At 76.1% G+C, this 26594-nt stretch carries 4 protein-coding genes; 2 read left to right on the top strand and 2 right to left on the bottom strand.

Annotated elements, in window-relative coordinates:
- Positions 1 to 4086, top strand: a complete 4086-nt coding sequence (locus tag ABZY33_RS25755) for an AMP-binding protein (RefSeq protein ID WP_356494040.1) — start codon at positions 1 to 3, stop codon at positions 4084 to 4086.
- A 142-nt stretch (positions 4087 to 4228) separates the two neighbouring features.
- Positions 4229 to 5263 (top strand): ketoacyl-ACP synthase III family protein, encoded by a 1035-nt coding sequence (locus tag ABZY33_RS25750; RefSeq protein WP_356494039.1) that lies wholly within the window; start codon positions 4229 to 4231, stop codon positions 5261 to 5263.
- Positions 5264 to 5330: 67 nt separating this feature from the next.
- On the opposite strand, the gene ABZY33_RS25745 is transcribed toward ABZY33_RS25750, so the two are convergent.
- Entirely contained in the window at positions 5331 to 16160 is a 10830-nt protein-coding gene (locus ABZY33_RS25745; protein WP_356494038.1) for a type I polyketide synthase, read from the bottom strand.
- A gap of 38 nt (positions 16161 to 16198) precedes the next feature.
- Positions 16199 to 26590 (bottom strand): SDR family NAD(P)-dependent oxidoreductase, encoded by a 10392-nt coding sequence (locus ABZY33_RS25740; RefSeq protein ID WP_356494037.1) that lies wholly within the window; start codon positions 26588 to 26590, stop codon positions 16199 to 16201.
- Positions 26591 to 26594 lie beyond the last annotated feature (4 nt).

The following is a 26594-nucleotide window of genomic DNA, read 5'->3' as shown; positions in this document are numbered from 1 at the left end:
GTGACCACGGACGCCGCGTTCCGCGCCGACCTGCTGCGCCCGGTGCACGAACTGCTCGCCGGGCATGCGGCCCGGCAGCCGGACCGGACGGCGTTCGAGGACGCCCGCCGCTGCGTGACCTGGGCCGAACTCGACCGGCGTACCGCACGGGTCGCCGGCCACCTGGTGGGGCTCGGGCTCGAACGGGGAGCCTCAGCAGTGATCTACCTGCCCAACCGCGTGGAGACGGTGGAGAGTTACCTCGCCATCACCCGCGCCAGCGCCGTGGGCGTGCCGCTGAACCCGAAGTCGACCGACGCGGAACTGGCGCACCTCCTCGACGACTGCGCGGCCCGCCTCGTCATCACCGGCGCCGCCCAGCTGCCGCAGGTGCGCCGGGTGCTCGCCGCGCGGCCGGACATCCCGGTGGTCCTGGTCGGCCAGGACTCCGAGCCGGGCTTCGCGGAGGCCGCCGACCAGGAGCTGCCGCGCTGGGAGGAGCTGGCGCTGACGTGGTCCCTGCGCGATCCGCCCCGCGACGACCTGGGCCTCGACGAGCCCGCCTGGATGCTGTACACGTCCGGGACGACCGGACTGCCCAAGGGGGTCGTGTCGACGCAGCGGACCTCGCTGTGGGCGACGGCCGCCTGCAACGCCCCGCTGCTCGGCCTCACCCCGCAGGACCGCGTGGTGTGGCCGATGCCGCTGTTCCACGCCGTGGCACACAACGTGTGTGTGCTCGGCGTGGTCGCGGTCGGCGCCACCGCCTGCATCACCGACGGCCTCGCCGCCGACGAGGTGCTGCGCCGGGCGGTCGCGCAGGACGCCACCTTCCTGGTGGGGGTGCCGACGATGTACCACCAGATGGCGGAGCTCGCCCGGTCCGGACAGACGCGGGTGCCGCCGCTGCGGGTGTGCATGGTGGCCGGGTCGTCGTGCCCGCAGTCCTTGCACGAGTCGTTCCGGTCCGCGTTCGGCATCGCGCTCCTCGACAGTTACGGCTCGACCGAGACCGGCGGCGCGATCACCACGAACCTGCCCGGGGGCCCCTACGTCCCCGGTTCGTGCGGGGTGCCGCTGCCGGGCCTGACGCTGCGGCTCACGGACCCGCGCACCGGCGACGAGGTGGAGCGGGGCGCCGAGGGCGAGATCTGGGTGGCGAGCCCCGCGCTGATGCTCGGCTACCACCAGCAGCCGGAGGAGACCGCCGCCGTACTGTCCGACGGCTGGTACCGCACCGGCGACCTGGCCCGGCAGGACGCGGACGGCTATGTGACCATCACGGGCCGGCTCAAGGAGCTGATCATCCGCGGCGGGGAGAACATCCACCCCCGCGAGGTGGAGCAGGTGCTCGCCCAGGCGCCCGGGGTCGCGGACGCGGCCGTCGCCGGCGTCCCCCACGAGTCGCTCGGCGAGGTCCCGGTCGCCTACGTGGTGCCCGCGGCGGGCGGCCTGAACGTGGAGGCGGTGCTGGCGGCCTGCCGTCAACGGCTGTCGGCGTTCAAGCTCCCGGAGGAGATCCACGAGGTCGCCGAGGTGCCGCGCAACCCGGCCGGGAAGGTCGCCCGCAAGCTCCTCGCGGGGCTGCCCGCACGGCTGTTGTGGCGCAGGTCCCGGCAGCCCGTCGAGACGGCGGCCCGCTCCACGGGCGCCGTCGGGCTCGGTGTGGACGACGCGGGGCATCCCCTGCTGTCGGCCGCGGTCGAACTGCCGGAACGCGACGAGCTGGTGTGCACCGGGCGGATCACCGCGGCCGACGCCGACCCGACCCTGCTGCGGCGCGTGGGCGGCGCGACGGTGGTCGCCGGGGCCGTCCTCCTCGACCTGGTGCTGCACGCGGCGGGCCGGGCCGGCTGCGCCCGCATCTGTGAGCTGTCGGCGGAGAGCCCGCTGGTGCTGCCGCGCGACGAGGGCGTACAACTGCGCGTGTCCGTCGGCGCGCCGGACGCCGGGGGTGTGCGGCGGGTGACGGTGCACGGGCGCCGGGACGCGCGCGGTGCGGCCGGGCGCCCCTGGGTCCGGCACGCCTCGGCGACGGTCGCGGCCGGCGCCGCGCCGCAGCCCGGGACCGGTCTGGCGGTGTGGCCGCCGCACGGCGCGCAGCGCGTCACCGAGGCGGCCGGCGGCCGGGACACCGCGCGGGTGCCGCGCGGGGTGTGGCGGCGCGACGACGATTTCTTCGTGGAGGTGTCGCTGCCCGACTGGGCGGCGGCGCAGGAGAGCCCCGCCCTGCATCCGGCGCTGCTCGACGCGGCTCTCGCGAGCGCGGTGCGCCACTGCGGGTCCGGCGCGCAGGACGTGGTGGCGGTGGGCTGGGGCGAGGTGTCGCTGTACGCCGTGGGCGCGTCGGTGCTGCGGGTGCGGCTGCGGCGCACGGCGGACGGGACCTGGGACGTCGAGGCCGCCGACGGCGCCGGTGACCCGGCGCTCGACGCGCGTTCGGTGCGGTGCGCCCCGCTCGCGGTAGACGACGTGCGGCTCGCGTCGGCGGTCCAGCAGGACGGTCTGTTCGAGGAGGGGTGGACGGATGTGGACCTGCCACGGGCCGCGTCGCGCGCGGGCCGGTGGGCCGTCGTCGGCCCGGACCCCCATGGCGTCCGGGCCGGCCTGATGTCGGCGGGCCGCTACGCCGAGGCCCACCCCGGTCTGCCGACGCTCCTGACAGCGGTGACGGAGGAGGCCGCGCCCGTCCCGGACGTCGTGGTCGTCTCCCCCGGCGCGGCCTGCCCCCCGGACGCGGACCCGGCCGACGCGGTACGCGCGGCGGTCGCCGAATCCCTGGAGTGGGTACGGCACTTCGCACATCCGCTGCTCGCACAGACCCGGCTCGTCGTACTCACCCGGGGCGCGGCCGCCGCGACGGACGATGACCCGGCGGACGCCGCCGCGGCCGCCGCGTGGGGGCTGGTCGGCGCCGCCCAGGACCGGGCGCCCGGACGGTTCGTGCTCGTGGACACGGATGCCGCGAAGCGGTCCTGGCGACGGGTGGAGCCCGCGGTGGCCTGCGGCGAACCCCGGGTCGCGCTGCGGTCGGGGCGGGTCCTGACGCCCCGCGCGGTACGGATACCGGCCGCGCCCCCGACCGAGCCACCCGGCGCTCGACCCGGCGTGCCCACCCATAACGGACCCGCCCTGCTCACCCGGGACGGAACCGTCCTGTTCGCCGGGGACGAGGCACCCACCGCCGCCGAGACGCTCCTCGCTCGGCGCGGGACGGGCGGAGCCCTCCTCGCGGGGCCGTTCGCCAAGAACGTCGCGGACCGGGTGCCGGACTCCGCTAAGGAGGCGGAGCCGGTCCGGTGGGAGCCGGTGGACCCGGGCGGCGCCGTCCGGGCGCTGCTCGAAAGCGCCCCGCACACCGTGCTGTTCACCGCCGCCGTACGCGCCGAGGGGACGTCGGGCGGAGCGCAGGCCGACGTGGACGCCGCGCTGCGCCCACTGATCGACCCCGCCCTCGAACTGGTGCGGTCCGCGCCCGCCCGCGGCGTGGCCTCCGTGGTGTTCGCGACGCCCGCGCCCGCCGCGGCCGGCCTCGCGGACGGGGCCGTGGCCGCGGTGTTCGACGTGTGGGCGCGTGCCCTGCGCGCCGCCGGCGTGGCGGCCGTGTCGGTGCGCGGTCCGGGTACGGGTACGGACGGGGGCGAGGCGGCGGACCTGTTCGCGTCGGCCGTCGCGACCGGCAGGGTCACGCTCGTCGCCGACCGGCCGGAACTGCCCGAGCGGCGGGTCGCCGGCCCCCTGACCGGGTCGGCCGCGCTGTTGCGCGGCCTGACGGGCGGGGTGGTCCGGCGGCGTGCCCGCGACACGGTCGCCGATCCCGGCGGACTGCGCCACCGGCTCGCGGCACTCACCGGGGCCGAACAGGAGGAGACGCTGCTGCGTCTGGTGCGTACGCACTTCGCGACCGCCCTCGGACTCGCCTCGGCCGCGCAGGTACCCGAGGACAAGGAGACCCGCGATCTCGGGTTCGACTCACTGACCGCGCTCACCGTGCGCAACGCGCTGGAGTCGGCGACGGGGCTCTCCCTGCCCGCGGCGGTGATCTTCGACTTCGCCACCCCGGCGGGGCTGGCCCGCCACCTCATGAAGGAACTGCTCGCCGGCTGAGAGACAGGCTCTCGCGGCAAACCGGCGGCTCACCGCCGGGCGGGACGGCACGGGCGGTACGGCACCCAGTGGTGCGGTACCGCCCGTGCCGTGTCCGCCGTGGTCGACGGCCGGGGACCGCCCCGGTCAGGAGGAGGAACTGATGCGTGTCGAGAACGTGTACATCGAGTCGCTCGGCGTGGTACTGCCCGAGTGGGCGAGCGCCGAGGAGGCGGTCGCGGAAGGGAAGCTGGACGCGGAGATCCAGGCCGCGAACGGTCTGACGGGTGCGCACATCGCCGGTGACGTACCGGCGATGGACATGGCCGTCGAGGCGGCCCGGATCGCCCTGGACCGGTCGAAGGTCGACCCCGAGGACCTGGGGGCGCACATCCACACCGCGGTCCACTACCAGGCCCCCGAGGGGGCCTACCCGCCCGGGTACGTGCTGCGCGAACTCGGCCTGGGGCGGCTGCCCGCGCTCTATCTCCAGCAGGGCTGTGACGGCATGCTCAGCGCCCTCGACGTGGCGATCGGCAAGCTCACCGGGGCCGCCGGGGCCGGTTCCGTGCTCCTGACGACGGGCGAGAACTTCTCCTCGCCCACCATGGACCGCTGGAAGGGTTTCGGGCAGGCGTACATCCTCGGCGACGGCGCGGCGGCGGCCCTGATCAGCGACGAGGGCGGGTTCGCCGAGGTGCGCTCGCTGAACTCCGGTGTCCTGCACGAGCTGGAGAAGTGGCACCGCGGCGACGGTCCGCTCCTGCTGCGCGAGGACGCCGGCTCGATGTCGGACATGGCCGACCGGGCGCAGCGGTTCACGGAACGGGAGATGCCGCTGTCGGAGACGATGGAGAAGCTGACCCTCTTCGACCTGGAGGTCATTCAGCGCTCGCTGGTGGACGCCGGCCTGAACGCCACGGACCTGGCGAAGGTCGTCCCGATCAACATGGACGGCCGGATGATCGAGTACTCGATCATGCTCCCCCTCGGTCTGACGATGGAGCGGTGCAGCTGGGAGTTCGGCAGGTCGGTGGGGCATGTGGGCGGCGCCGACGTGTTCATCACCCTGGAGCACCTGGTGCGCACCCGTCAGGTCGCGCCCGGCGAGCACGTCCTGCTGGTGTCGCAGGGCCCTGGCTGGCTGTGCAGCGCGGCCGTCGTCACCGTCACCGGCGTCCCGCACTGGGCCGAATAGAACCACGTACGCCGAAGGGCCCCGACCCTGTGCAGGGTCGGGGCCCTTCGGCGTACGTGCCCGGTCGTCAGGCGCCGAGGCCGGTCAGCCAGGTGTCGGTGGTCTCGGCCGTGGCGCGGGCGTGGTCCTCCATCATCGTGAAGTGGTTGCCGGGGACGTCGAGCACGGTGTGCGCCCGCTCCCACGAGGTCTGCCACTTCTCGGGCCGCATCTCCTCGCCGGGTGCGGCGGGCACCGGGGGCTCGGTGGAACGGACGAGGAGGACGGGGCAGTCCAGCGGGCCGGGCTCCCACTCGCCGATCATCGCCACGTACCAGCTCATCGCGGTGAGCCGGTCGGAGTCCATGTGCGCGAACATCGACTCGCGGTCGAACATGCCGCCCAGCATCTGCTGGGAGAACTTCAGGAACGGTGAGTCCGCGCGCGGCATGTAGGTGTCGAGCAGGACGACGGCGGCCGGTGCGGCGCCCCGTTCCTGCATCCGGCGGGCCGTGGAGAGCGCGAGGACGCCGCCGGAGGACGAGCCGAGCAGGACGGGTGGGGTGTCGCCCACGGTGCGGTGCACCGCGTCCGCGTGCAGGTCGGCGACGGCGTCGAAGGTGGCGGGCAGCGGCTCCCCGGTGCCGAAGCCCTGCGTGGGCAGCGCCCAGACGTCGCGCCGGCCGCGGAAGGCGGAGGCGAACCGGGCGTACTGGTGGACGCCGGCGAGGGCGACGTAGGAGCTGAAGCAGACCAGGGGGGCCGCGGTGTCACCGGCGGAGAGCCGGATCGCCCCGGGGACGGTGGCGAGTTCGTCGGGCGAGGTGAACGTCGGGCGCAGTTCGGCGGCGGCCTGCAACAAGGTGAAGCCGTCGTCGACCCGGTCGTCCAGGCACGCCTGTTTGAACAGTCCGCCGATGGTGTCCTCGTCCCGCACGGCCGTCCCGGGCGTCGCCGTACGGTCCTGGCCGGTGTCCGGTGCGGTCCGTTCGCCGAGCCTGCTGTGCAGGTGGGCGGCGAGCGCCTCGGGGGTCGCGTGGTCGAACAGCAGGGTCGGGGCGAGCTTCAGGCCGGTGGCGGTGGCGAGGTGGTTGCGCAGCTCGACCACGGTGAGGGAGTCGAAGCCCTGCTCGGTGAAGAGCCGGTCGGGCTCCACCTCGTCGGGGCCGGCGTGGCCCAGGACGGTGGCCGCCAGCTCCCGCACCAGGCCGGTCAGCAGGGCGCGGCCCGCTTCGGGGGTGTGCCCGGCGAGGAGACTGCCCGGGGTCGCCGCCGGGGCGTCGGCCGCGACCCTGCGGGCGGTGGCCGGGGCGGCGGGCCGCACCATCGCCCGTACGCCGGAGCGGCCGGAGGCGGTGGCGACGGCGATCACCGCGGGGTCGGTGGTGGCCAGGGCGGAGTCCAGGAGGGCGAGGGCGTCCTCCGCGGCCAGGGGCCGCAGGCCGCCGCGGGCGAGGCGGCCGCGGTCGGTGTCGGAGAGGCGGCCGGTGATACCGCTCGCGTCGCCCCACAGGCCCCAGGCGACGGAGGCGGCGGGCAGCCCGCCGCAGTGCCGCAGGGCGGCCAGTCCGTCGAGGAAGCCGTTGGCGGCGGCGTAGTTGGCCTGGCCCGGGGCGCCGAAGGTGCCCGCGGCGGAGGAGAACAGCACGAACGCGGCGAGCGGGTGGCCTTCGGTGAGTTCGTGCAGGTGCCAGGCTCCGTCCGCCTTCGGCCGGAGCACGGTGTCGAAGCGTTCGCCGTCGAGGGCGGTGAGGACGGCGTCGTCGGTGACGCCGGCCGCGTGGACGACGCCGGTCAGCGGCAGGTCGGCGGGGAGGTGGCGCAGCAGGCGCTCCACGTCCGCGCGGTCGGCGACGTCGCAGGCCGCCAGCTGGACGCGGGCGCCCAGCGCGGTCAGTTCGGCGACGAGGGTGTCCGCTCCGTCGGCCGCGGGGCCGCGCCGCCCGGCGAGGAGCAGGGAGCGTACGCCGTGCCGGGTGACGAGGTGGCGGGCGACGGTGCGGCCGAGGGTGCCGGTGGCACCGGTGACGAGCACCGTGCCGGCCGCGAGGGCGGGCGTGTCACCGGCCGCGGCCGGTGCGACGTCCGGGTGCAGGACACGGCCGCCCCGGACGGCCGTCTGCGGGCGTCCGCAGGCGACGGCGGCGAGCAGGGCGAGGTCGTCGCCGTCCTCGGTGTCGCCCGCCAGGTCCACCAGCTGGAACCGGCCGGGGTGTTCGGCCTGCCCGGAGCGGACCAGGCCCCACAGGGCGGCGCCGGCCACGTCGGGCCGGGCGGTACGACCGGTGTCGGTGTCACCGGCCGCGGTGATCGCGGAGCGGGTGACGAACGCGAGGCGGGCGTCGGCGTACCGTTCGTCGGCGAGCCAGCCGCACATCAGCTCGTGGGCGCGGGCGAGGTGGCCGCGGACCGTCTCCGGCACGGCTTGCCCGTGGGCTTCTGGGGCGGCCAGGACCACCTCGGGCAGGGTCATCCCGGTGTCGACGGCCTTGCCGAGGGCCTCCAGGTCGGCGTAGCTCTCCAGGTGGACCCCCGCCGCGTCGAGCGCGGCGGCCACTTGGTCGTCGCCCTCGCCGAGGAGGATCCAGCGCACCGTGCGCGGACGCGGCGCCTCAGGGGCCGGACGCGTCTCCTGCCAGTCGAGGCGCAGCAGTTCGGGCCGCCCGGTGTCCGTGGTGGGGGCGGCGGAGACGGCCCTCAGGGTGATCGAGTCGGCGGTGGCGACGGGCCGTCCCGTGGTGTCGGTGACGAGCACCCGGTAGCCGTGGTCGTGGTCCGCCGGGGTGAGGCGTACCCGCAGCGCGGTCGCGCCGGTGGCGTGCAGGGTCAGGCCGGTCCAGGCGAACGGCAGCATGGGCGCGGCCGTGTCCTCGTCCCGTACTCCGGGGCGGCGGACCAGCAAGGTCTGCACGGCCGCGTCGAGCAGCGCCGGGTGCAGCGCGTGCCGCGCGGCGTCCTGCCGGTACGGCTCGGGGAGCGCGACCTCGGCGTAGACCTCGTCGCCGCGTTCCCATACGGTGCCGAGCCCCTGGAAGCTGGGCCCGTAGGCGAATCCGGCGGCGGCGAAGGCCGCATAAGGGGCGGTGGCGGCGATCTCCTGTGCGCCCGGCGGGGGCCAGGCCGTCAGGCCGTCGGCCGGGGCGGGCGGCGCCTGCGGGGCGAGGACGCCCTGCGCGTGCCGCTGCCAGTCGCCGTCGTCCCCGGCAGGCCGGGACCAGACGGTGAAGGCGCGGCGGCCGGTGTCGTCCGCGCCGTCGACGGTGACCTGGAGCCGCACGGCGCCCTCGGCGGGCACCACGAGCGGGCTGAGCAGGGTGAGTTCGCTCAGGTGGCCGCAGCCGGTGCGGTCGCCCACGTGCACGGCGAGGTCGAGGTAACCGGTGGCGGGCAGGATGACCTGGCCGAGGACGGTGTGGTCGGCGAGCCAGGGGTGGCTGCGCAGGGAGAGGCGCCCGGTGAACAGCAGGTCGTCGGAGTCCGGCCGGGTGATCTCCGCGCCGAGGAAGGGGTGTTCCGCGGTGCGCAGTCCGGCGGCCTCGGGGTCGCCGGCCGTGGCCACGGTCGGCAGCCAGTACCGCTGCCGCTGGAAGGCGTAGGTGGGCAGCGGTACGACGCGGGCGCCGGGCAGGAGGGCCGCCCAGTCGGGTGCGACTCCATGTGTGAACAGTGTGCCGACGGCGGTGAGCAGCCGCTCCGTCTCGGGATGGTCGCGCAGGACGGCCGCCACGAAGACGGACGCGTCCGCGCCGGACGCCTCCTGCTCGGTGAGCGCGCTCTCGGCGAGCGTGGTGAGCGGGCCGTCGGGTCCCACTTCGAGGAAGCGGCGGACGCCGAGGCCGTGCAGGTGGGTGACGCAGTCGTGGAAGCGGACGGGTTCGCGGACGTGGCGCACCCAGTACTCGGGGTCGGTGAGCAGTCCGGGTGTGGCGCTCTCGCCGGTCCGCCCGGAGACCAGGGTCAGGGCCGGTTCGGCGTAGGAGACGCGGGCGGCGACGGCACGGAACTCGTCGAGGACCGGGGCCATCAGGGGCGAGTGGAAGGCGTGGCTGACCCGCAGCCGGGTGGTGTGCCGTCCGGCCGCCGCGAAGTGGGCGCGGATCTCCTCCACGGCCGCCTCGGTGCCGGAGATCACGGTCGCGTCGGGCCCGTTGAGAGCGGCGACGCCGACGTCGTGCTCGCGGCCGGCGAGCAGGGGTGCCACCTCGTCCGCGGTGGCGCGGACGGCGGCCATCGCTCCGCCGGACGGGAGTGCCTGCATGAGGCGGCCGCGGGCGGCGACCAGGGCGCAGGCGTCGTCCAGGTCGAACACTCCGGCGACGTGGGCGGCAGCGATCTCGCCTATGGAGTGTCCGGCGACGATGTCGGGCCGCACGCCCCAGGATGCGAGCAGGCGGTAGAGGGCGACCTCGAAGGCGAACAGGGCGGGCTGGGCGTACTCGGTGCGGTCGAGCAGGTCGGCGTCGTCGCCGGACACGGCCGCTTCGAGGCCGGGGATCCGTGCGCACACGGCGTCGAAGGCCTCGGCGAACACCGGGTGGGTGGCGCGCAGTTCGGCGCCCATGCCCAGGCGCTGGGCGCCCTGTCCGGTGAACAGGAACGCGGTCCGGCCGCCGGAGCGGGCCGTACCGGTGACCGTGCCGGGCGCCGGGGTTCCTTCCGTCAGCGCCCGCAGCCCGGCGGTCAGCCCGGTGTGGTCGGTGCCGACGAGGACGGCCCGGTGCGGGAAGGGGGTCCGGGTGGTCGCCAGCGCCCACGCGGTGTCGGCGGGCCGGACATCGGGGTGTGCGGCGACGTGGTCGAGCAGCCGGGCGGCCTGGTCGCGCAGGGCGTCCTGGGTGCGGGCGGACAGGACCCACGGCACGGGGCCCGTCCACGCGGCCGGCTCGTCGCTCTTCGGCTCCTCGGGTGGAGCCTCCAGGACGACGTGGGCGTTGGTCCCGCTGATCCCGAAGGACGACACCCCCGCCCTTCGCGGCCGCTCGCCGGTCTCCGGCCACTCCCGGGCCTCGGTCAGCAGGGCGACCGCGCCCTGCTCCCAGTCGACGTGCGACGAAGGGGCATCCACGTGGAGCGTCGCGGGCAGCACACCATGACGCATCGCGAGCACCATCTTCATCACACCCGCCACACCGGCACCCGCCTGCGTGTGACCGAGATTGGACTTCACCGAACCGAGCCACAACGGCCGCTCGGGAGCACGCTCCTGGCCGTACGTGGCCAGCAACGCCTGCGCCTCGATCGGGTCGCCCAGCTTGGTGCCGGTCCCGTGCGCCTCCACCGCGTCCACGTCCTGCGCGGACAGTCCGGCGGAGGCCAGCGCGGCCCGGATGACCCGTTGTTGCGAGGGGCCGTTGGGCGCGCTGAGTCCGTTGGACGCACCGTCCTGGTTGACTGCCGAGCCGGCCACCACCGCGAGCACGGGGTGGCCGTTGCGGCGGGCGTCCGACAGCCGCTCCACGAGCAGCAGGCCACCACCCTCCGAGAAGCCCGTACCGTCTGCCGCGTCCGCGAACGCCTTGCACCGGCCGTCCGCCGCGAGACCCTGCTGCCGGCTGAAGTCCACGAACAGTCCGGGGGTCGACATCACCGTCACGCCGCCGGCAAGCGCGAGGTCGCACTCCCCCGCGCGCAGCGCCTGTGCCGCCAGGTGCAGGGCGACGAGGGACGACGAGCAGGCGGTGTCGACGGTGACCGCCGGGCCTTCGAGGCCGAAGGTGTAGGACATGCGGCCCGACAGGACGCTGGCGGAATTGCCGGTGCCGAGGTGGGCGCCGACATCGTCGCCCGGCGCGATCGGGCGGGCCGTGTAGTCCTGGTAGTTCGTGCCGGCGAACACGCCGGTCCGGCTGCCGCGCAGGGAGCGTGGGTCGATGCCGGCCCGTTCGAACGACTCCCACGCCATCTCCAGGAGCAGCCGTTGCTGCGGGTCCATGGCGAGGGCCTCGCGGGGCGAGATGGTGAAGACTCCGGGGTCGAAGTCGGCGAAGCCGTCGAGGAAGCCGCCGGTGCGGGTGGAGGTGCGGCCCGCCCTGCCGGGCTCCGGGTCGTACAGGGCCGCCACGTCCCAGTCGCGGTCCTCCGGGAAGGGACCGAGCGCGTCGGTGCCCTCGCTGAGGAGTCGCCAGAACCGCTCGGGGGTGTCGGCGTCGCCGGGGAAGCGGCAGGCCATGCCCACGATGACGACGGGGTCCTCGTCGGTCCGCGTGCGCGCCGGGGCGGCGGTGGGGCCACCGGGGGCGGCGCGGTCGGCGGCCGGGGCGAGGCGTTCGCTGAGGTGCTCGGCGAGGGCGGCGGGGGTCGGGTAGTCGTAGACGAGGGTGGCGGGCAGGCGCATGCCGGTCGCCTCGCCGAGGGTGTTGCGCAGCTCGACGGCGGTGAGGGAGTCGAAGCCCAGTTCGCGGAAGGCGCGGGCGGGTTCGACGTCGTCGGGGCTGGGGTGGTTGAGGACGTAGGCGATGTGTGCGCGGACCAGTTCGAGCAGGGCCTGGCGCCGGTCGGCCTCGCCGAGGGCCGCGATGGCGGCGAGCACGTCGTCGCCGTCGTCGGCGGCGCCGCCCGGCGCGGGGGGCCGCCGGTCGCGCAGCCGTTCGAGGTCGGGGAGGCCGGTGTAGAGGCGGCGCGGGCGGCCCTTGTCGAGTTCGGCGCCGAAGACTTCCCAGTCGATGTCGGTGACGACGAGGGTGGTGTCGTCCTGTTCGAGGGCATCCTGGAGGGCGGTGCAGGCGACAGCGGGGTCCATGAGGCGGACTCCGTGGCGCTGGAGGCGTTCGCCGACGGTGCCGGCGGCCATGCCGCCGTCGGCCCAGCCGCTCCAGGCGATCGCCGTGGCGGGCAGGCCGCGGGCGCGGCGGTCCTCGGCGAGGGCGTCGAGGTAGGCGTTGCCGGGCGCGTAGTTGCCGTGGCCGGGGCTGCCGAAGACGCCCGACGACGAGGAGAACAGGACGAAGGCGGACAGGTCGAGGTGGGCGGTGGCGGCGTCCAGGTTCAGGGCGCCGCCGACCTTGACCCGCAGGACCTCGGCGAGGCGGTCGGGGGTGAGGGAGCCGATGACGCCGTCGTCGAGGACGGCGGCGGTGTGGAAGACGGCGGTCAGGGGCCGGTCCTCGGGGACGGTCGCCAGCAGGGCGGCGAGCTCCGCCGGGTCGGCGATGTCGCAGGCGGCGAGGTCGGCCCGGGCGCCGAGGGCGGTCAGCTCGGCGAGCAGTTCCGCGGCGCCGTCGGCGTCCGGTCCCGAACGGCTGACCAGCAGGAGGTGTGCGGCGCCGGTGCGGGCGAGCCAGCGGGCGACGTGGCGGCCGAGAGCGCCGGTGCCGCCGGTGATCAGGACGGTGCCGTGCGGGTTCCAGGCGCGGCGGCCGGGCTGTCCGCCGATGGCGGCGCGTTCCAGGCGGCGGCCGTAGACGCCGGTGGCGCGGACGGCGACCTGGTCCTCGTGGTCGGTTCCGGCGAGGACCGCGGCGATCCGGTCGGCGGCGCGCTTGTCGCACCGCTCGGGCAGGTCGAGGAGGCCGCCCCAGCTGTCGGCCTGTTCCAGGGCGACGACGCGGCCGAAGCCCCAGACGAGGGCCTGGGCGGGGCGGGCGGGCGCGGCGTCGGGGCCGGTGGCGACGGCGCCGCTGGTCAGGAACCAGACGGGAAGGCGGGCGTTGAGGTCGTCCATCGCCTGTACGAGGGCGACCGTGGCGGCGAATCCGCCGGGCAGCCGGGGGTGCGCGGGGTGCGGTGTGTCGTCCAGGGCGAGCAGGGAGACGAGGCCGCGGGCATCGGCGACCGGGGTGGCCAGGGCGTCGGCGAGGACCGCGCGGTCGGCGTGGGTGTCGACGACGACGGGCAGGCACGCGGCGCCCGCGCGGGTCAGCGCGTCCCGTACGGCGAGGGCCTCCGGACCGTCCTCGTGACCGCGCGGCACGACGAGGGTCCACCGGCCGCTGAGCGAGGGCGTGTCGGTGACCGGGAGCGGCGACCAGGCGATGCGGTAGCGCCAGCGGTCGGCGGTGGCCCGGTCGGTGCTGCGGCGCCGGTAGCCGGCCAGGGCCGGGGCGAGGGTGGCGACGGTCGCCTCGTCGACGCCGAGCGTGGCGGCGAGGGTGGTGAGGTCGCCGGAGTCGACGGCCTCCCAGAAGGGCGCGTCCGCGGTGCCCGCGGCGGACTCGGTGGTGTCGTCGGCGGTGAAGGCGGGCCAGTAGCGGCGGCGTTGGAAGGCGTAGACGGGCAGGTCGACGCGGTGGGCGGGTTCGTCGTGGACGGCGGTCCAGTCGACCGGTCCGCCGCGGACGGCGAGCGCGGCCACGGAGGCGAGGAACCGCTCGGGTCCGCCCTCGGAGCGGCGCAGGGAGCCGAGGACCGCGCCGTCGGTGATGCCGAGGTCCTCCAGGATGTCGCCGACGGCGGTGGTGACGACGGGGTGCGGGCCCGCCTCGACGAAGACGCGGTGACCGGCGTCGGCGAGGGTGCGCACGGTGGTCTCGAAGCGGACGGTGCGGCGGATGTTCTCGTACCAGTAGGCGCCGTCGAGGGTGGTGGTGTCCGCCACGCGGGCGCCGGTGACGGTGGAGTGGAAGGGGATCTCGGCGGGGCGCGGGCGCACCGGCGCGAAGCCGGCCAGCAGGGCGTCCTTGACCGCCTCGACCTGGCCGCAGTGCGAGGCGTAGTCGACGGGGACGCGGCGGGCCCGGACGCCGTCGCCGGTGAGGCGGGCGAGGAGTTCGGCGAGCGGTTCGGCGTCGCCGGAGACGGTGACGGAGCGCGGGCCGGTCACGGAGCCGACGGAGACGCGGCCCTCGTAGGGGACAAGGAGCCGTTCGACGTCGGCGAGGGGCAGGGGGACGGCGACCATGCCGCCGCGGCCGGTGATGGCGGTCAGTTCGCGTGAGCGGGTGACGACGACGCGGGCGGCGTCCTCCAGGGTGAGGACGCCCGCGATGTGCGCGGCGGCGATCTCGCCCTGGCTCTGTCCGGCCACGGCGGCGGGGCGCACTCCGCACGCCATCCACAGGCGGGCGAGGGCGACGCAGACGACGAACAGGGTGGGCTGGACGACGTCGAGGCGTTCGAGGGGCGGGGCGCCGGGGGCGCCGCGCAGGACGTCGAGGACGCGGTAGTCGGTGAACGCCTCGACGGCCGCGGCGGCTTCGTCGAACGCGGTACGGAACCGGGGGTCGGCCGCGTGCAGTTCGACGGCCATGCCCTCCCACTGCGGGCCCTGGCCGGGGAAGAGGAAGACGGGGTCGCCCTCGGTGTCGGCGACGCCGCGTACGACGGCCGGGTCGGGGGTGCCGTCGGCCAGGGCGGTCAGGCCGCGCCGCAGGACGTCGAGGTCGGGGGCGATGACGGCGGCGCGGTGTTCGAGGGCCGGGCGGGTGGCCGCGAGAGACCAGGCGAGGTCGGCGGGGCGGCGCGCGTCGTCCGGGGTGGCGCGCAGGTGGGCGGCGAGGCGGCCGGCCTGGTCGCGCAGGGCGGCGGCGGTGCGTCCCGAGACGGTGAAGGCGCGGGGGCGGGGGGTGTCGTCGACGGGTGCGGCGGCGGTGTCCTCGGTCGGCGGGGCCTGTTCGAGGATGACGTGGGCGTTGGTGCCGCTGACGCCGAAGGAGGAGACGCCGGCGCGCCGTGGCCGGTCGCCGGTGTCGGGCCAGGCCCGGTTCTCGGTGAGGAGTTCGACGCGTCCGGCGCTCCAGTCGACGTGGTGGCTCGGCCGGTCGACGTGGAGGGTGGCGGGCAGCCGCCCTTCGCGCAGCGCGAGCACCGTCTTGATGATGCCGGCGACACCGGCGGCGGCCTGGGTGTGGCCGATGTTGGACTTGACCGAGCCGAGCAGCAGCGGCCGGTCGGCGGGCCGGTCCTGGCCGTAGGTCGCGAGGAGGGCCTGGGCCTCGATGGGGTCGCCGAGGGTGGTGCCGGTGCCGTGCGCCTCGACGGCGTCCACGTCGGCGGGGGCGAGGCGCGCCGTCTTGAGGGCCTGCCAGATGACCCGTTCCTGGGAGGGCCCGTTGGGGGCGGTCAGGCCGTTGGAGGCACCGTCCTGGTTGACGGCGGAGCCGCGCAGGACGGCGAGGACGGGGTGGTTGTTGCGGCGGGCGTCGCGGAGACGCTCGACGACGAGGACGCCGGCGCCCTCGCCCCAGGCGGTGCCGTCGGCGGCGTCCGCGAAGGCGCGGCAGCGGCCGTCCGCCGACAGGCCGCGCTGACGGCTGAACTCCAGGAAGATCGTGGGCGTCGACATGACGGTGACGCCGCCGGCCAGGGCGAGGTCGCACTCCCCCGCGCGCAGGGCCTGCGCCGCCAGGTGCAGGGTGACCAGGGAGGAGGAGCAGGCGGTGTCGACGGAGACGGCCGGGCCCTCCAGGCCCAGGGTGTACGAGATGCGGCCGGACAGGACGCTCGGCGCGTTGCCGACACCGTCGTCGCCCGCGTTGTCGGAGTGGCTGAGCAGGGTCGTGTAGTCCTGGAGGTTGGTGCCGGAGAACACGCCGGTGCGGCTGCCGCGCAGGGCGAGCGGGTCGACCCCGGCGCGTTCCAGGGCTTCCCAGCAGATCTCCAGGAGGATCCGCTGCTGCGGGTCGGTGCCGACGGCCTCGCGGGGCGAGATGCCGAAGAACCCGGCGTCGAAGTCGGCGACGCGGTCGATGAACCCGCCGGTGCGGGTGTAGCTGCGGCCGGGGGTTCCGGGCGTCGGGTCGTAGAGCGCGTCGATGTCCCAGCCGCGGTCGCGCGGCCACTCGGTCATGGCGTCGGTGCCCTGGTCGAGCAGGTGCCACAGGTCGTCGGGGTCGCTGACGCCGCCGGGGAAGCGGCAGCCCATCGCGACGATCGCTATGGGTTCGCTCTGGTGTGCCTCGGCCGCGGCCAGGCGCTTGCGCGTCTGGTGCAGGTCGGCCGTGACCTTCTTCAGGTAGCCGAGGAGCTTGTCCTCATCGGTCATGTTGTTCTCACCCGTTCTCAGGTCCCGTGGCCGTCTCGTCAGGAGATGCCGAGGTCGTTCTCGATGAAGTCGAAGATCTCGTCCGCGCCGGCCGCCTGGAGGCGGTCGCTCACGTCGGCGCCGTCCGCGGTCGCGGGCGCGGCGGCGACGGCGACCGTGCCGCCGAACCGTCCGAGCAGCGACTGGAGCCGGGCGCCGATGCGGTCGCGTCGTGCGTCGTCCTCGGGCAGCCCGTCCAGGGCCGCTTCCAGGGAGTCGAGTCCGGCGAGGACCACGGCGGCACCGTCGGTGTCCTCGGTGAGCCGGCCGCGCAGGTATCCGGCGAGTGCCTGCGCGCTCGGCTGGTCGAACAGGAGTGTGGCTGGCAGGGCGAGGCCGGTGGCGGCGCCGATGCGGTTGCGCAGTTCGACGGCCATGAGGGAGTCGAACCCGAGCGCGTTGAAGGCGGTCGAGGCGCCGACCCGGTCGGTGCCGGTGTGGCCGAGGACGGCGGCGGCCTCGGTGCGCACGAGGGTGGTCAGGGTGCGTTCGCGTTCGGCGCCGGACTGTCCGGCGAGCCGGTCGCGCAGCGACTGGGGGGCGCCCGCGGCGGTCTCCGGGCGCTGGGCGAGCACCGCGCGGACCTCGGGGAGGTCCGCGAGGAGCGGGCTGGGCCGGGAGGTGGTGAAGCCGGGGGCGAAGCGGGCCCAGTCGATGTCGGCGAGGGCGAGGACCGCGTCGGGGCGGGCGGTGGCCCGGCCGAGGGCGTCGGCCGCCTTGCCGGGGTCGAGCGGGTGGACGCCGCCGCGGCGCATCCGGGCCTCGGTGTCGGCGTCGGCGGTGGCCATGCCGCCGCCGCCCCAGGGGCCCCAGGCCAGCGAGGTGGCGGGCCGGCCTCCGGCCCGGCGGGCCTCGGCCAGGGCGTCCAGATAGGCGTTGGCGGCCGCGTAGTTGGCCTGGCCGATGGTGCCGAGGGTGCCGGAGACCGACGAGTACAGGACGAACGCGGTGAGGTCGCGGTCGCGGGTCAGTTCGTCGAGGTTGCGGGCGGCGGCGAGTTTCGGCCGCAGGACGCGGTCCAGGGCGGCGGTGTCCATGCCGTCCAGGAGCCGGTCGTCGAGAACGCCCGCGGTGTGCACGACGGCGTCCACGGGGTGCTCCGCGAGGAGCGCGGCGAGGGCGGCGCGGTCGGCGGTGTCGCAGGCCGCCAGGACGAGTTCGGTGCGGGTGTCCGCGAGGGCGTCCTTCAGGCGGGCCGCGCCCTCGGAGCCCGCGCCCGAGCGGCTGACGGCGACGATGCGTGCGGCGCCCTGCGCGGCGAGCCAGGACGCGGTGCGCAGGCCGAGCGCGCCGGTGGCGCCGGTGAGCAGGACGGTGCCGGTCCAGTCCGGTTCGGCCGCCTCGGACGGACCCGCCGGAGCGTGTTCGAGGCGGCGCAGGAAGGTCCCCGCGCCGCGGACGGCGACCTGGTCCTCGCCCGAGGTGTCGGTGAGGGCGGCCACCAGGCGCCGGGCCACGTCGGCGGGGACGGCGGCGTCGGTGCCCGCGGGCAGGTCCACCAGGCCGCCCCACAGCTGCGGGTGTTCGAGGGCGGCGGTGCGCCCCAGGCCCCATACGGCGGCCTGCTCGGGTACGGCGGGCGCCTCCGTGCCGAGGACGCCGGTCGCGCCCGCGGTGAGCGCCCACAGGCGGACCGGGTCGGCCCCGGCGGCGCCGTCGGCGAGGGCCTGGAGGAGGGCGGTGGTCGCGGCCAGACCGGCGGGGACGGCTTCGTGCCCGGGCAGCGGTTCGGTGTCGGCGCCGAGCAGGGAGAGGACGCCGTTCCAGGCAGGGGCCGGGTCCTGGCGCGGGCCGGTGAGGGCGACGGTCGGGTCGGAGTGGTCTGCGGGGGCAGAGTCGCGGTCCTGCCGGCGGCCGTCGCGGGCCGTGGGCAGGTCGGCGGCGTCGGTGCCCCGGTGGAGCCCGCCGCGGTCGGCGGCGGCCGCGCTGTCGCCCTCCAGGCGTCCGTTGCGGGCCTCAGCCGGGTCGGCACCGCTGCCGTCCTGGCCCGCGCCGCTGAGGGCAGTGGTGATCCCGGCACGGCCGGGAGCGGCGCCGTCGCTCTCCTCGCGCAAGCCGCTGAGCGCCCTGGTCAGGCTGGTGCGGTCGGTGGTTGCGCAGTCCACGGGCAGGACGCGGACGTGTGCCCCGTGCGCGGTGAGCGCGTCGGTGACGGAGCGCGCCCACGGGGTGCCGGCGAGCCTGCCGGGTACAGGGACGAGCCAGGTGCCGGTGAGCGTGGCGGCACCGGTCTCCGGGGCGGGGCGCCACACCACCCGGTGCTCCCAGCGCCGGGTCTCCTCCTGCTTGCGGTCCTCGTCGCGCCACGCGGCGAGCGCGGGCAGGACGGCGCTGAGCGGTGCGTCGGTGTCGACGCGGAGCCGCTCGGCGAGCGCGGCGGGGTCGGCGGCCTCGACGAGGTCCCAGAACGCGGAGTCCTCGCCGGACGCGGCCGGGGCCGCCGACGCCTCCAGCCAGAACCGCTCCCGCTGGAAGGCGTACGTGGGCAGAGGCACGGTCCGCGCCCCGGTGTCGAGCGGCGTGGCGGGAACCCCGGCGCGCCCGTTGACGTGCAGGGCCGCGGCCGCGAGGAGGGCGGTGCGCTCCTCGGGCCGGCCGCGGCGCAGCAGGGACACGGCGGTGACCGCCGCCGTGTCGGAGACGCCGTCCTGCACGAGGGTGGTCAGGGTGGCGTCGGGGCCGAGTTCGAGGTAGCCGGTGACGCCTGCCGCCTCCAGCGCGCCCACCCCGTCGGCGAAGCGGACGGCCTGGCGCACATGGCGTACCCAGTAGTCGGGCGTGACCAGGTCGTCGCCGGTGGCGAGCGCGCCGGTGAGGTTGGAGACGACCGGGACGGTGGGGGCGTCGTAGCGGACGCGGGAGGCGACGGCCCGGAAGTCGTCGAGCATGGCGTCCATGAGCGGCGAGTGGAAGGCGTGCGAGACGCGCAGGCGCCGCGTCTTGCGGCCGCGTCCGGCGAACTCGGCGGCGATCGCGTCCACGTCCGCCGCCTGGCCGGACACCACCACGGAGACGGGCCCGTTGACGGCGGCGATCGCCACCCGGTCGGCGCGGCCGTCGAGGAGCGGCAGGACCTCTTCCTCGGTGGCCTCCAGGGCGGCCATGGCACCGCCTTCGGGCAGGTTCTGCATGAGCCGGCCGCGGGCGGCGACCAGCGCGCAGGCGTCGGCGAGGTCGAACACCCCGGCGGCGTGCGCGGCGGTGAGTTCGCCGATCGAGTGGCCGCCGAGCACGTCGGCCCGTACGCCCCACGAGGTGGCCAGGGCGTGCGCGGCGGTGCCGAACGCGAACAGCGCGGCCTGCGTGTAGGCGGTCCGGTCCAGGAGCGCGGCCTCGGCGCTGTCCTCGGCGGCGAAGACGACGTCGCGCAGGGGCGGGCCGTCGAGGTGGCGGTCGAGTTCGGCGCAGACGGTGTCGAAGGTCTCGGCGAAGACGGGCTGCGTGGCGTGGAGTTCGCGGCCCATCCCGGGGTGCTGGGCGCCCTGCCCGCTGAAGAGGACGGCGAGCATGCCGCCGTCGGCGGTGCCGGTGATGACGTGCGGGGCGCTCTCCCCGGCGGCGAGGGCGGCGAGTCCGGTGAGCAGTTCGTCCCGGTCGGCGGCGACGACCGCGGCCCGGTGCGCCTGCGGGTTGCGGGCGGTGGCGAGGCTGTGTACGAGGTCGCGGGCGTCGTAGCTGTCTTCGTCGTACTGGAGCAGGTGGGTGCGCAGGCGGGCGGCCTGGGCGCGCAGCGCGTGCGGGGTGTGTCCGGAGACCGGGTGCACGCGCGGCACGGCGGCGGGTGCGGGCCGCTCGGGTGTGGGCGGGGCGGCGGGCGGTTCCTCCAGGACGACGTGGGCGTTGCTGCCGCTGATGCCGAAGGAGGAGACGCCGGCGCGGCGCGGACGGCCGTCCCGGGCGGGCCACGGGCGGGCTTCGGTGAGCAGGTCGAGGGCGCCGCCGGACCAGTCGATGTGCGGCGAGGGCGCGTCGACGTGCAGGGTGCGCGGCAACTCGCCGTGGCGCATCGCCATGACCATCTTGATGACGCCCGCGGCGCCCGCGGCGGCCTGGGTGTGCCCGAAGTTGGACTTGGCGGAGCCGAGCAACAGGGGCTGCTCCGCGGTGTGTTCGCGCCCGTAGGTGGCGAGCAGGGCCTGTGCCTCGATGGGGTCGCCGAGGGTGGTGCCGGTGCCGTGCGCCTCGACGGCGTCGACCTCGGCCGCCGCCAGGCCGGCGGAGGCGAGGGCCTGGCGGATGACGCGTTCCTGGGAGGGCCCGTTGGGCGCGGTCAGGCCGTTGGAGGCGCCGTCCTGGTTGGTGGCGGAGCCGCGGACGACGGCGAGGACGGGGTGGCCGTTGCGGCGGGCGTCGGAGAGCCGTTCGAGGAGGAGCATGCCGACGCCCTCGGAGAAGCTGGTGCCGTCGGCGGCCGCGGCGAACGCCTTGCACCGGCCGTCGGCGGCGAGGCCGTTCTGCGCGGTGAACTCGGTGTAGGTGCCGGGCGTGGCCATGACGGTGACGCCGCCGGCCAGGGCCATCGAGCACTCGCCCTGGCGCAGCGCGTGGGCCGCGAGATGCAGGGCGACCAGGGCGGAGGAGCAGGCCGTGTCGACGGTCATGGTCGGCCCTTCCAGGCCGAAGGTGTAGGCGACGCGGCCGGAGATGACGCTGCCGGAGACGCCGAGCCCGATGTAGCCCTCCATGCCCTCGGGGATGTCGGCGAGTCCGGACGCGTAGCCGGAGCCCATGGCGCCGACGTAGACGCCGGTGCTGCTGCCGCGCAGGGACAGCGGGTCGATCCCGGCGCGTTCGAAGGTCTCCCAGGAGGTCTCCAGGAGGAGGCGCTGCTGGGGGTCCATGGCGAGGGCCTCGCGCGGCGAGATGCCGAACAGGGAGGCGTCGAAGTGGGTGGCGCCGTACAGGAATCCGGCCTCCAGGCCGGGCAGGCGGTCCAGGTCCCAGCCGCGGTCGGTGGGGAAGGCGCCGATGGCGTCGCCGCCCTCGGAGACGAACCGCCACAGGTCCTCGGGCGAGGTGACGCCGCCGGGGTACTGGCAGGCCATACCGACGATGACGACCGGGTCGTCCTGTCCGGCGGCGGTCGTGGTGGCGGCGAACTGTTCGGCGGTGCCCGCGAGTTGCTGGACGAGGCGCCGGGCGAGCGCGCTGGGCCTGGGGTGGTCGAAGACGAGGGTGGCGGGCAGCCGCAGGCCGGTCTCGGCGGTGAGCCGGTTGCGCAGGTCGACGGAGGTGAGGGAGTCGAACCCGAGGTCCTTGAAGGACTGTTCGCCGTCGACGGCGGCGGCCGAGCCGTGTCCGAGCGCGATGGCGGCGTGCTTGCGCACCACGTCGAGGAGGAGCCGCTCCTGGTCGGGCGCGGAGAGCCCGGCCAGTTTGCGGCCGAGCGCGGAGGAGTCGGTGTCGGCGGCGCGGGCCGCGCGCCGGGCGGGCGCGGGGACGAGGCCGTGCAGCAGGGCGGGCAGGCGTCCGGCGAACGCCGCGGCGCGCAGGGCGGCGGGGTCGGTGCGCAGGGGTGCGAGCAGCGGTTCGTCGCCGCCCAGGGCCTGGTCGAGCAGGAGCAGCGCCTGCGCCGGGTCGAGGGCGGGCAGGCCGGAGGCGGCGATGCGGCGGCGGTCGTCGTCGCCGAGTCCGCCGGTCATGCCGCTGTCGTGGTCCCACAGGGTCCAGGCCAGGGAGGTGGCGGGCCGGCCGGTGGCGCGGCGGTGGTGGGCGAGGGCGTCCAGGACGGTGTTGGCGGCGGCGTAGTTGGCCTGTCCTGCGCCGCCGAGGAGGCCCGAGGCGGAGGAGAACAGGACGAACGCGGTGAGGTCGGCGTCGCGGGTCGCGGTGTGCAGGGCGAGCGCGGCGTCGGCCTTGGCCCGCAGGACGCCGGCGAGCCGGTCGGGGGTGAGGGAGCCGAGGACGCCGTCGTCCAGGACCCCGGCGGTGTGGACGACCGCGCGCAGCGGCCGGCCGGCGGGGAGCGCGGAGAGGACGGCGGTGAGGGCTTCGGGGTCGGCGGCGTCGCAGGCCTCGACGCGTACGGCGGCGCCGTGGGCGGTGAGTTCGGCCGTCAGCTCTGCCGCGCCGGGGGCCTCGGGGCCGCGCCGGGAGAGCAGCAGCAGGGAGCGCACGCCGTGCGTGGTGACCAGGTGGCGGGCGACCAGGGCGCCGAGCGCGCCGGTGCCGCCGGTGATCAGGACCGTACCGTCCGGGTCCCAGGCCGGGGCCCGGTCCGTGGCGGGAGTACGGGTGAGCGCGGGGGTCAGCAACCGCCCCTCGCGCAGCACGAGTTGGGATGCTCCCCCGGTGACGGCGGCGGCGAGCGCGGACCGTGAGGCGTCGGTGTCGTCGATGTCGGCGAGGACGAGACGGCCGGGGTTCTCGGTCTGTGCGGCGCGGACCAGGCCCCAGACGGCGGCGGCCGGCAGGTCGGTGACGTCCTCGCCGTCGGCGCAGAGGGCTCCGCGGGTGACGACGACGAGCGGGGCGTGCTCGGCGCGCGGGTCGGCGAGGAGAGCTTGGAGGTCGGTCAGGGCACGGCCCGCCACGTCGGCGGGTGTCTCGCCGGGACGCGAGGCGACGGGCAGGACGGCGGCGGCGCAGGGCGTGTCGTCGTGGCTGCCGAGCGCGGGCCACGCGGGGGTCAGGCCGTGGGCCGGGTCCTGGCCGGCCAGCCGCCAGCCGGCGGTGTCCGGCGCGGGACCGAGGTCCGCGCCGGTCCAGCGCACCGCGTAGAGGGCGCCGTCGGCGGGGCGGGCGGCGTGCAGGGCTCCGTCGGCCACGGGGCGGCTGACCAGGGAGTCGACCGTGGCGACGGGGTCGCCGGTGGCGTCCGCGAGCGTCAGGCGTACGGCGCCGGAGGGGCCGCGGTCGAGACGGACGCGCAGTGCGGTGGCACCGACGGCGTGCAGGCTCACGCCGCTGAACGCGAACGGCAGTCCCACGCCGCCCGCTTCGCCACCGCCGTCCGTGCCGCCGCCGGTGAGCTGGGCGTGCAGGGCCGCGTCGAGCAGGGCGGGGTGCAGTCCGTAGCGGGCCGCGTCGCGGTGCTGGTCCTCGGGGAGGGCGATCTCGGCGTACCAGGTGTCGCCGGAGCGCCAGGCCGCACGCAGCCCCTGGAAGACGGGGCCGTACTGGTACCCCTGCGCGGCGAGGGACGGGTAGAAGCCGTCGAGCGGGACCGGCCGGGCGTCGGCGGGCGGCCAGGCGGTCAGGGCGGTGGCCGGTTCGGCGGGGGCCGGGGCGAGCACGGCGGTGGCGTGCCGGGTCCACGGGCTGTCGTCGTCGGCGTCGGGCCGCGCGTGCACGGTGACCGGACGGCGGCCGGAGCCGTCGGGCGCGCCGAGCGCGAGCTGGAGCTGGACGCCGGTGTCGGCCGGGAGGACGAGCGGTGCCTCCAGGGTCAGGTCGTCGAGGAGAGCGCAGCCGACCTCGTCACCGGCGCGCAGCACGAGTTCGACGAACGCGGTGCCGGGCAGCAGGACGGCGCCGGAGACGGTGTGGTCGGCGAGCCACGGCTGGGCGCGGGTGGACAGGCGGCCGGTGAGCAGTACCCGGTCGTCGTCGGCGACCCGGACGACGGCGCCGAGCAGCGGGTGCCCGGTGCCGGTCAGGCCCGCGCCGGTGACGTCGGCGGTGGTCAGGGCGGGGCGCAGCCAGTAGCGGTCCCGGGTGAAGGCGTAGGTGGGCAGGGCGATGCGCGGGTCCGCGGCGTCGCTGCCCAGGAGGGAGCCGAGGTCGACGGGGACGCCGTGCGCGTGGGCGGCGGCGACACCGGCGAGGAGGGTGGCCGCCTCGGGGCGGTCCTTGCGCAGCAGCGGGACGCACGCCCGGTCGGTGGTGTCGTCGGGCAGGCAGGTGCGCGCGAGGGCGGTGAGGGTGGCGTCGGGGCCGAGTTCGACGTAGCGGGTGACGCCGTGGGCGGCGAGCCAGTCGACGCCGTCGGCGAAGCGGACCGCGTGGCGCAGGTGGCGCACCCAGTAGTCGGCGGAGGCGAGGTCGTCTGCGGTGGCGGGGCGTCCCGTGAGGTTGGACAGGACGGTCAGCCGCGGCGGGTGCGCGGTGACGGTCTCGGCGACGGCGCGGAATCCGTCCAGGGCGGCGTCCATGCGCGCCGAGTGGAAGGCGTGCGAGACGCGCAGTCTGCGGGTGGTGCGGCCGCGGGCGCCGAGTTCGGCGGCGACCGCCTCGACGACGGCGCAGTCACCGGAGATCACCGTGGCGCGCGGGCCGTTGACGGCGGCGACGGACACGGCGTCGCCGTGCGCGGCGAGGAGCGCGGTCACCTCGTCCTCGGCCGCTTCGACGGCGACCATGGCACCGCCCTGCGGCAGCGCCTGCATGAGGCGGCCGCGGGCGGCGACCAGGCGGCAGGCGTCGGGCAGGGACCACACGCCGGCGACGTGTGCGGCGCAGAGTTCGCCCAGGGAGTGACCGAGGACGTACTTGGGGGTGACGCCCCAGGACTCCAGGAGCCGGTAGAGGGCGACCTCGATCGCGAACAGGGCGGGCTGCGCGAGGCCCGTCTCGCGCAGTGCCTCGTCGTCCGGGGCGCCGTCCAGGACGACGTCCCGCAGAGAAAGGCCGAGTTCGGGGTCGAGGTGGGCGCAGACGTCGTCGAAGGCGCGGGCGAAGGCGGGGAACGCGGCATACAGTTCGCGGCCCATGCCGGGGCGCTGGGCGCCCTGCCCGGAGAAGAGGAAGGCGGTGGCGCCGCGCAGGGTGCGGCCGGTGACGACGGCCGGGTGCTCCTCTCCCGCCGCGAGGGCGGCGAGGGCCTCGCGGGCGGCGGCCGTGTCCGCGGCCAGGACGACGGCGCGGTGCTCGAAGGACTGCCGGGTGGTGGCGAGGGCCCGCGCGGTGACGTGCGGGTCGTCGCCCGGGTGCGCGGCTACGTGGTCGAGGAGGCGGGCGGCCTGGCCGCGCAGGGCGTCGGCGCCGCGCGCGGACAGCAGCCAGGGCGCGAGCGGAAGCCGTACGGCGGCGGCCTGTCCGGCCTCCTGGACCGGCTCCTCCGGTGCGGGGGCGGCCTCCAGGATGGTGTGCGCGTTGGTGCCGCTGATGCCGAAGGAGGAGACGGCGGCGCGGCGCGGGCGGCCTTCGGTGACGGGCCAGTCGGCGGGTTCCGTGAGCAGCCGGACGTGCCCGGCGTCCCAGTCGACATGGGTGGACGGCGTGTCGACGTGGAGGGTGCGCGGCAGCCGGCCGTGCTGGAGCGCCATGACCGTCTTGATGACGCCCGCGACTCCGGCGGCGGCCTGCGTGTGACCGAGGTTGGACTTGAGGGAGCCCAGGAACAGGGGCTGTTCGGCGTCCTTGGCGCGGCCGTAGGTGGCCAGGAGGGCCTGGGCCTCGATCGGGTCGCCGAGGGTGGTGCCGGTGCCGTGCGCCTCGACGGCGTCGATGTCGGCGGCGGTGAGCCCGGCGTTGGCGAGGGCCTGTTCGATGACGCGCTGCTGGGCGGGCCCGTTGGGCGCGGTCAGGCCGTTCGAGGCGCCGTCGGAGTTGACGGCGGAGCCGCGGACCACGGCGAGGACGGGGTGCCCGTTGCGGCGGGCGTCGGAGAGCCGCTCGACCAGGAGCAGGCCGACGCCCTCGGACCAGCCGGTGCCGTCGGCGGCGTCGGCGAACGCCTTGCAGCGGCCGTCGGGCGCGAGCCCGCGCTGACGGCTGAACTCGAAGAGCAGCCCGGGCGTGGCCATCACGGCGACCCCGCCCGCCAGCGCGAGGTCGCACTCCCCCGCCCGCAGCGCCTGCACCGCCCAGTGCAGCGCGACCAGCGAGGAGGAACAGGCCGTGTCGACGGTGACAGTGGGCCCCTCAAGTCCGAGGACGTAGGAGATGCGGCCGGAGGCGACGGAGGTCGCGTTCCCGGCGAGCATCAGGCCGTGCACGTCCTCGGGCACCTCGACCGGGCCCTGCCCGTAACCGGAGGTGGCGGCGCCGACGAAGACGCCGGTGGCGCTGGAGCGCAGGGACTGCGGGCGGATCCCGGCGCGTTCGAGGACCTCCCAGGAGGCTTCGAGGAGGATGCGCTGCTGCGGGTCGGTGGCCAGCGCCTCGCGGGGGCTCATGCCGAAGAACGCGGCGTCGAAGGAGGCGGCGTCGCCGAGGAAGCCGCCCTCGCGGGTGGAGAAGGTGCCCGGCCGGTCGGGGTCGGGGTCGTAGCGGTCGGCGATGTCCCAGCCGCGGTCCTCGGGCAGCGGTCCGATGGCGTCGCCGCCCTCGTCGACCAGGCGCCACAGGTCCTCGGGGGTGCGGACGCCGCCGGGGAAGCGGCAGCTCATCGCGACGATGGCGATGGGCTCACTGGTGCGCTCCTCGGCCTCGCGCAGCTTGCGGCGGGTCTGCCGCAGTTCGCCCGTGACCCGCTTGAGGTATTCCACGTACTTGTCGTCGTCAGCCACGTGT

This window comes from Streptomyces sp. NPDC006552 (genome assembly GCF_040611655.1).
Lineage (GTDB): Bacteria > Actinomycetota > Actinomycetes > Streptomycetales > Streptomycetaceae > Streptomyces.
Note: the sequence above shows the minus strand (reverse complement) of the source record. Positions and strands in the feature narration are given on the sequence as shown.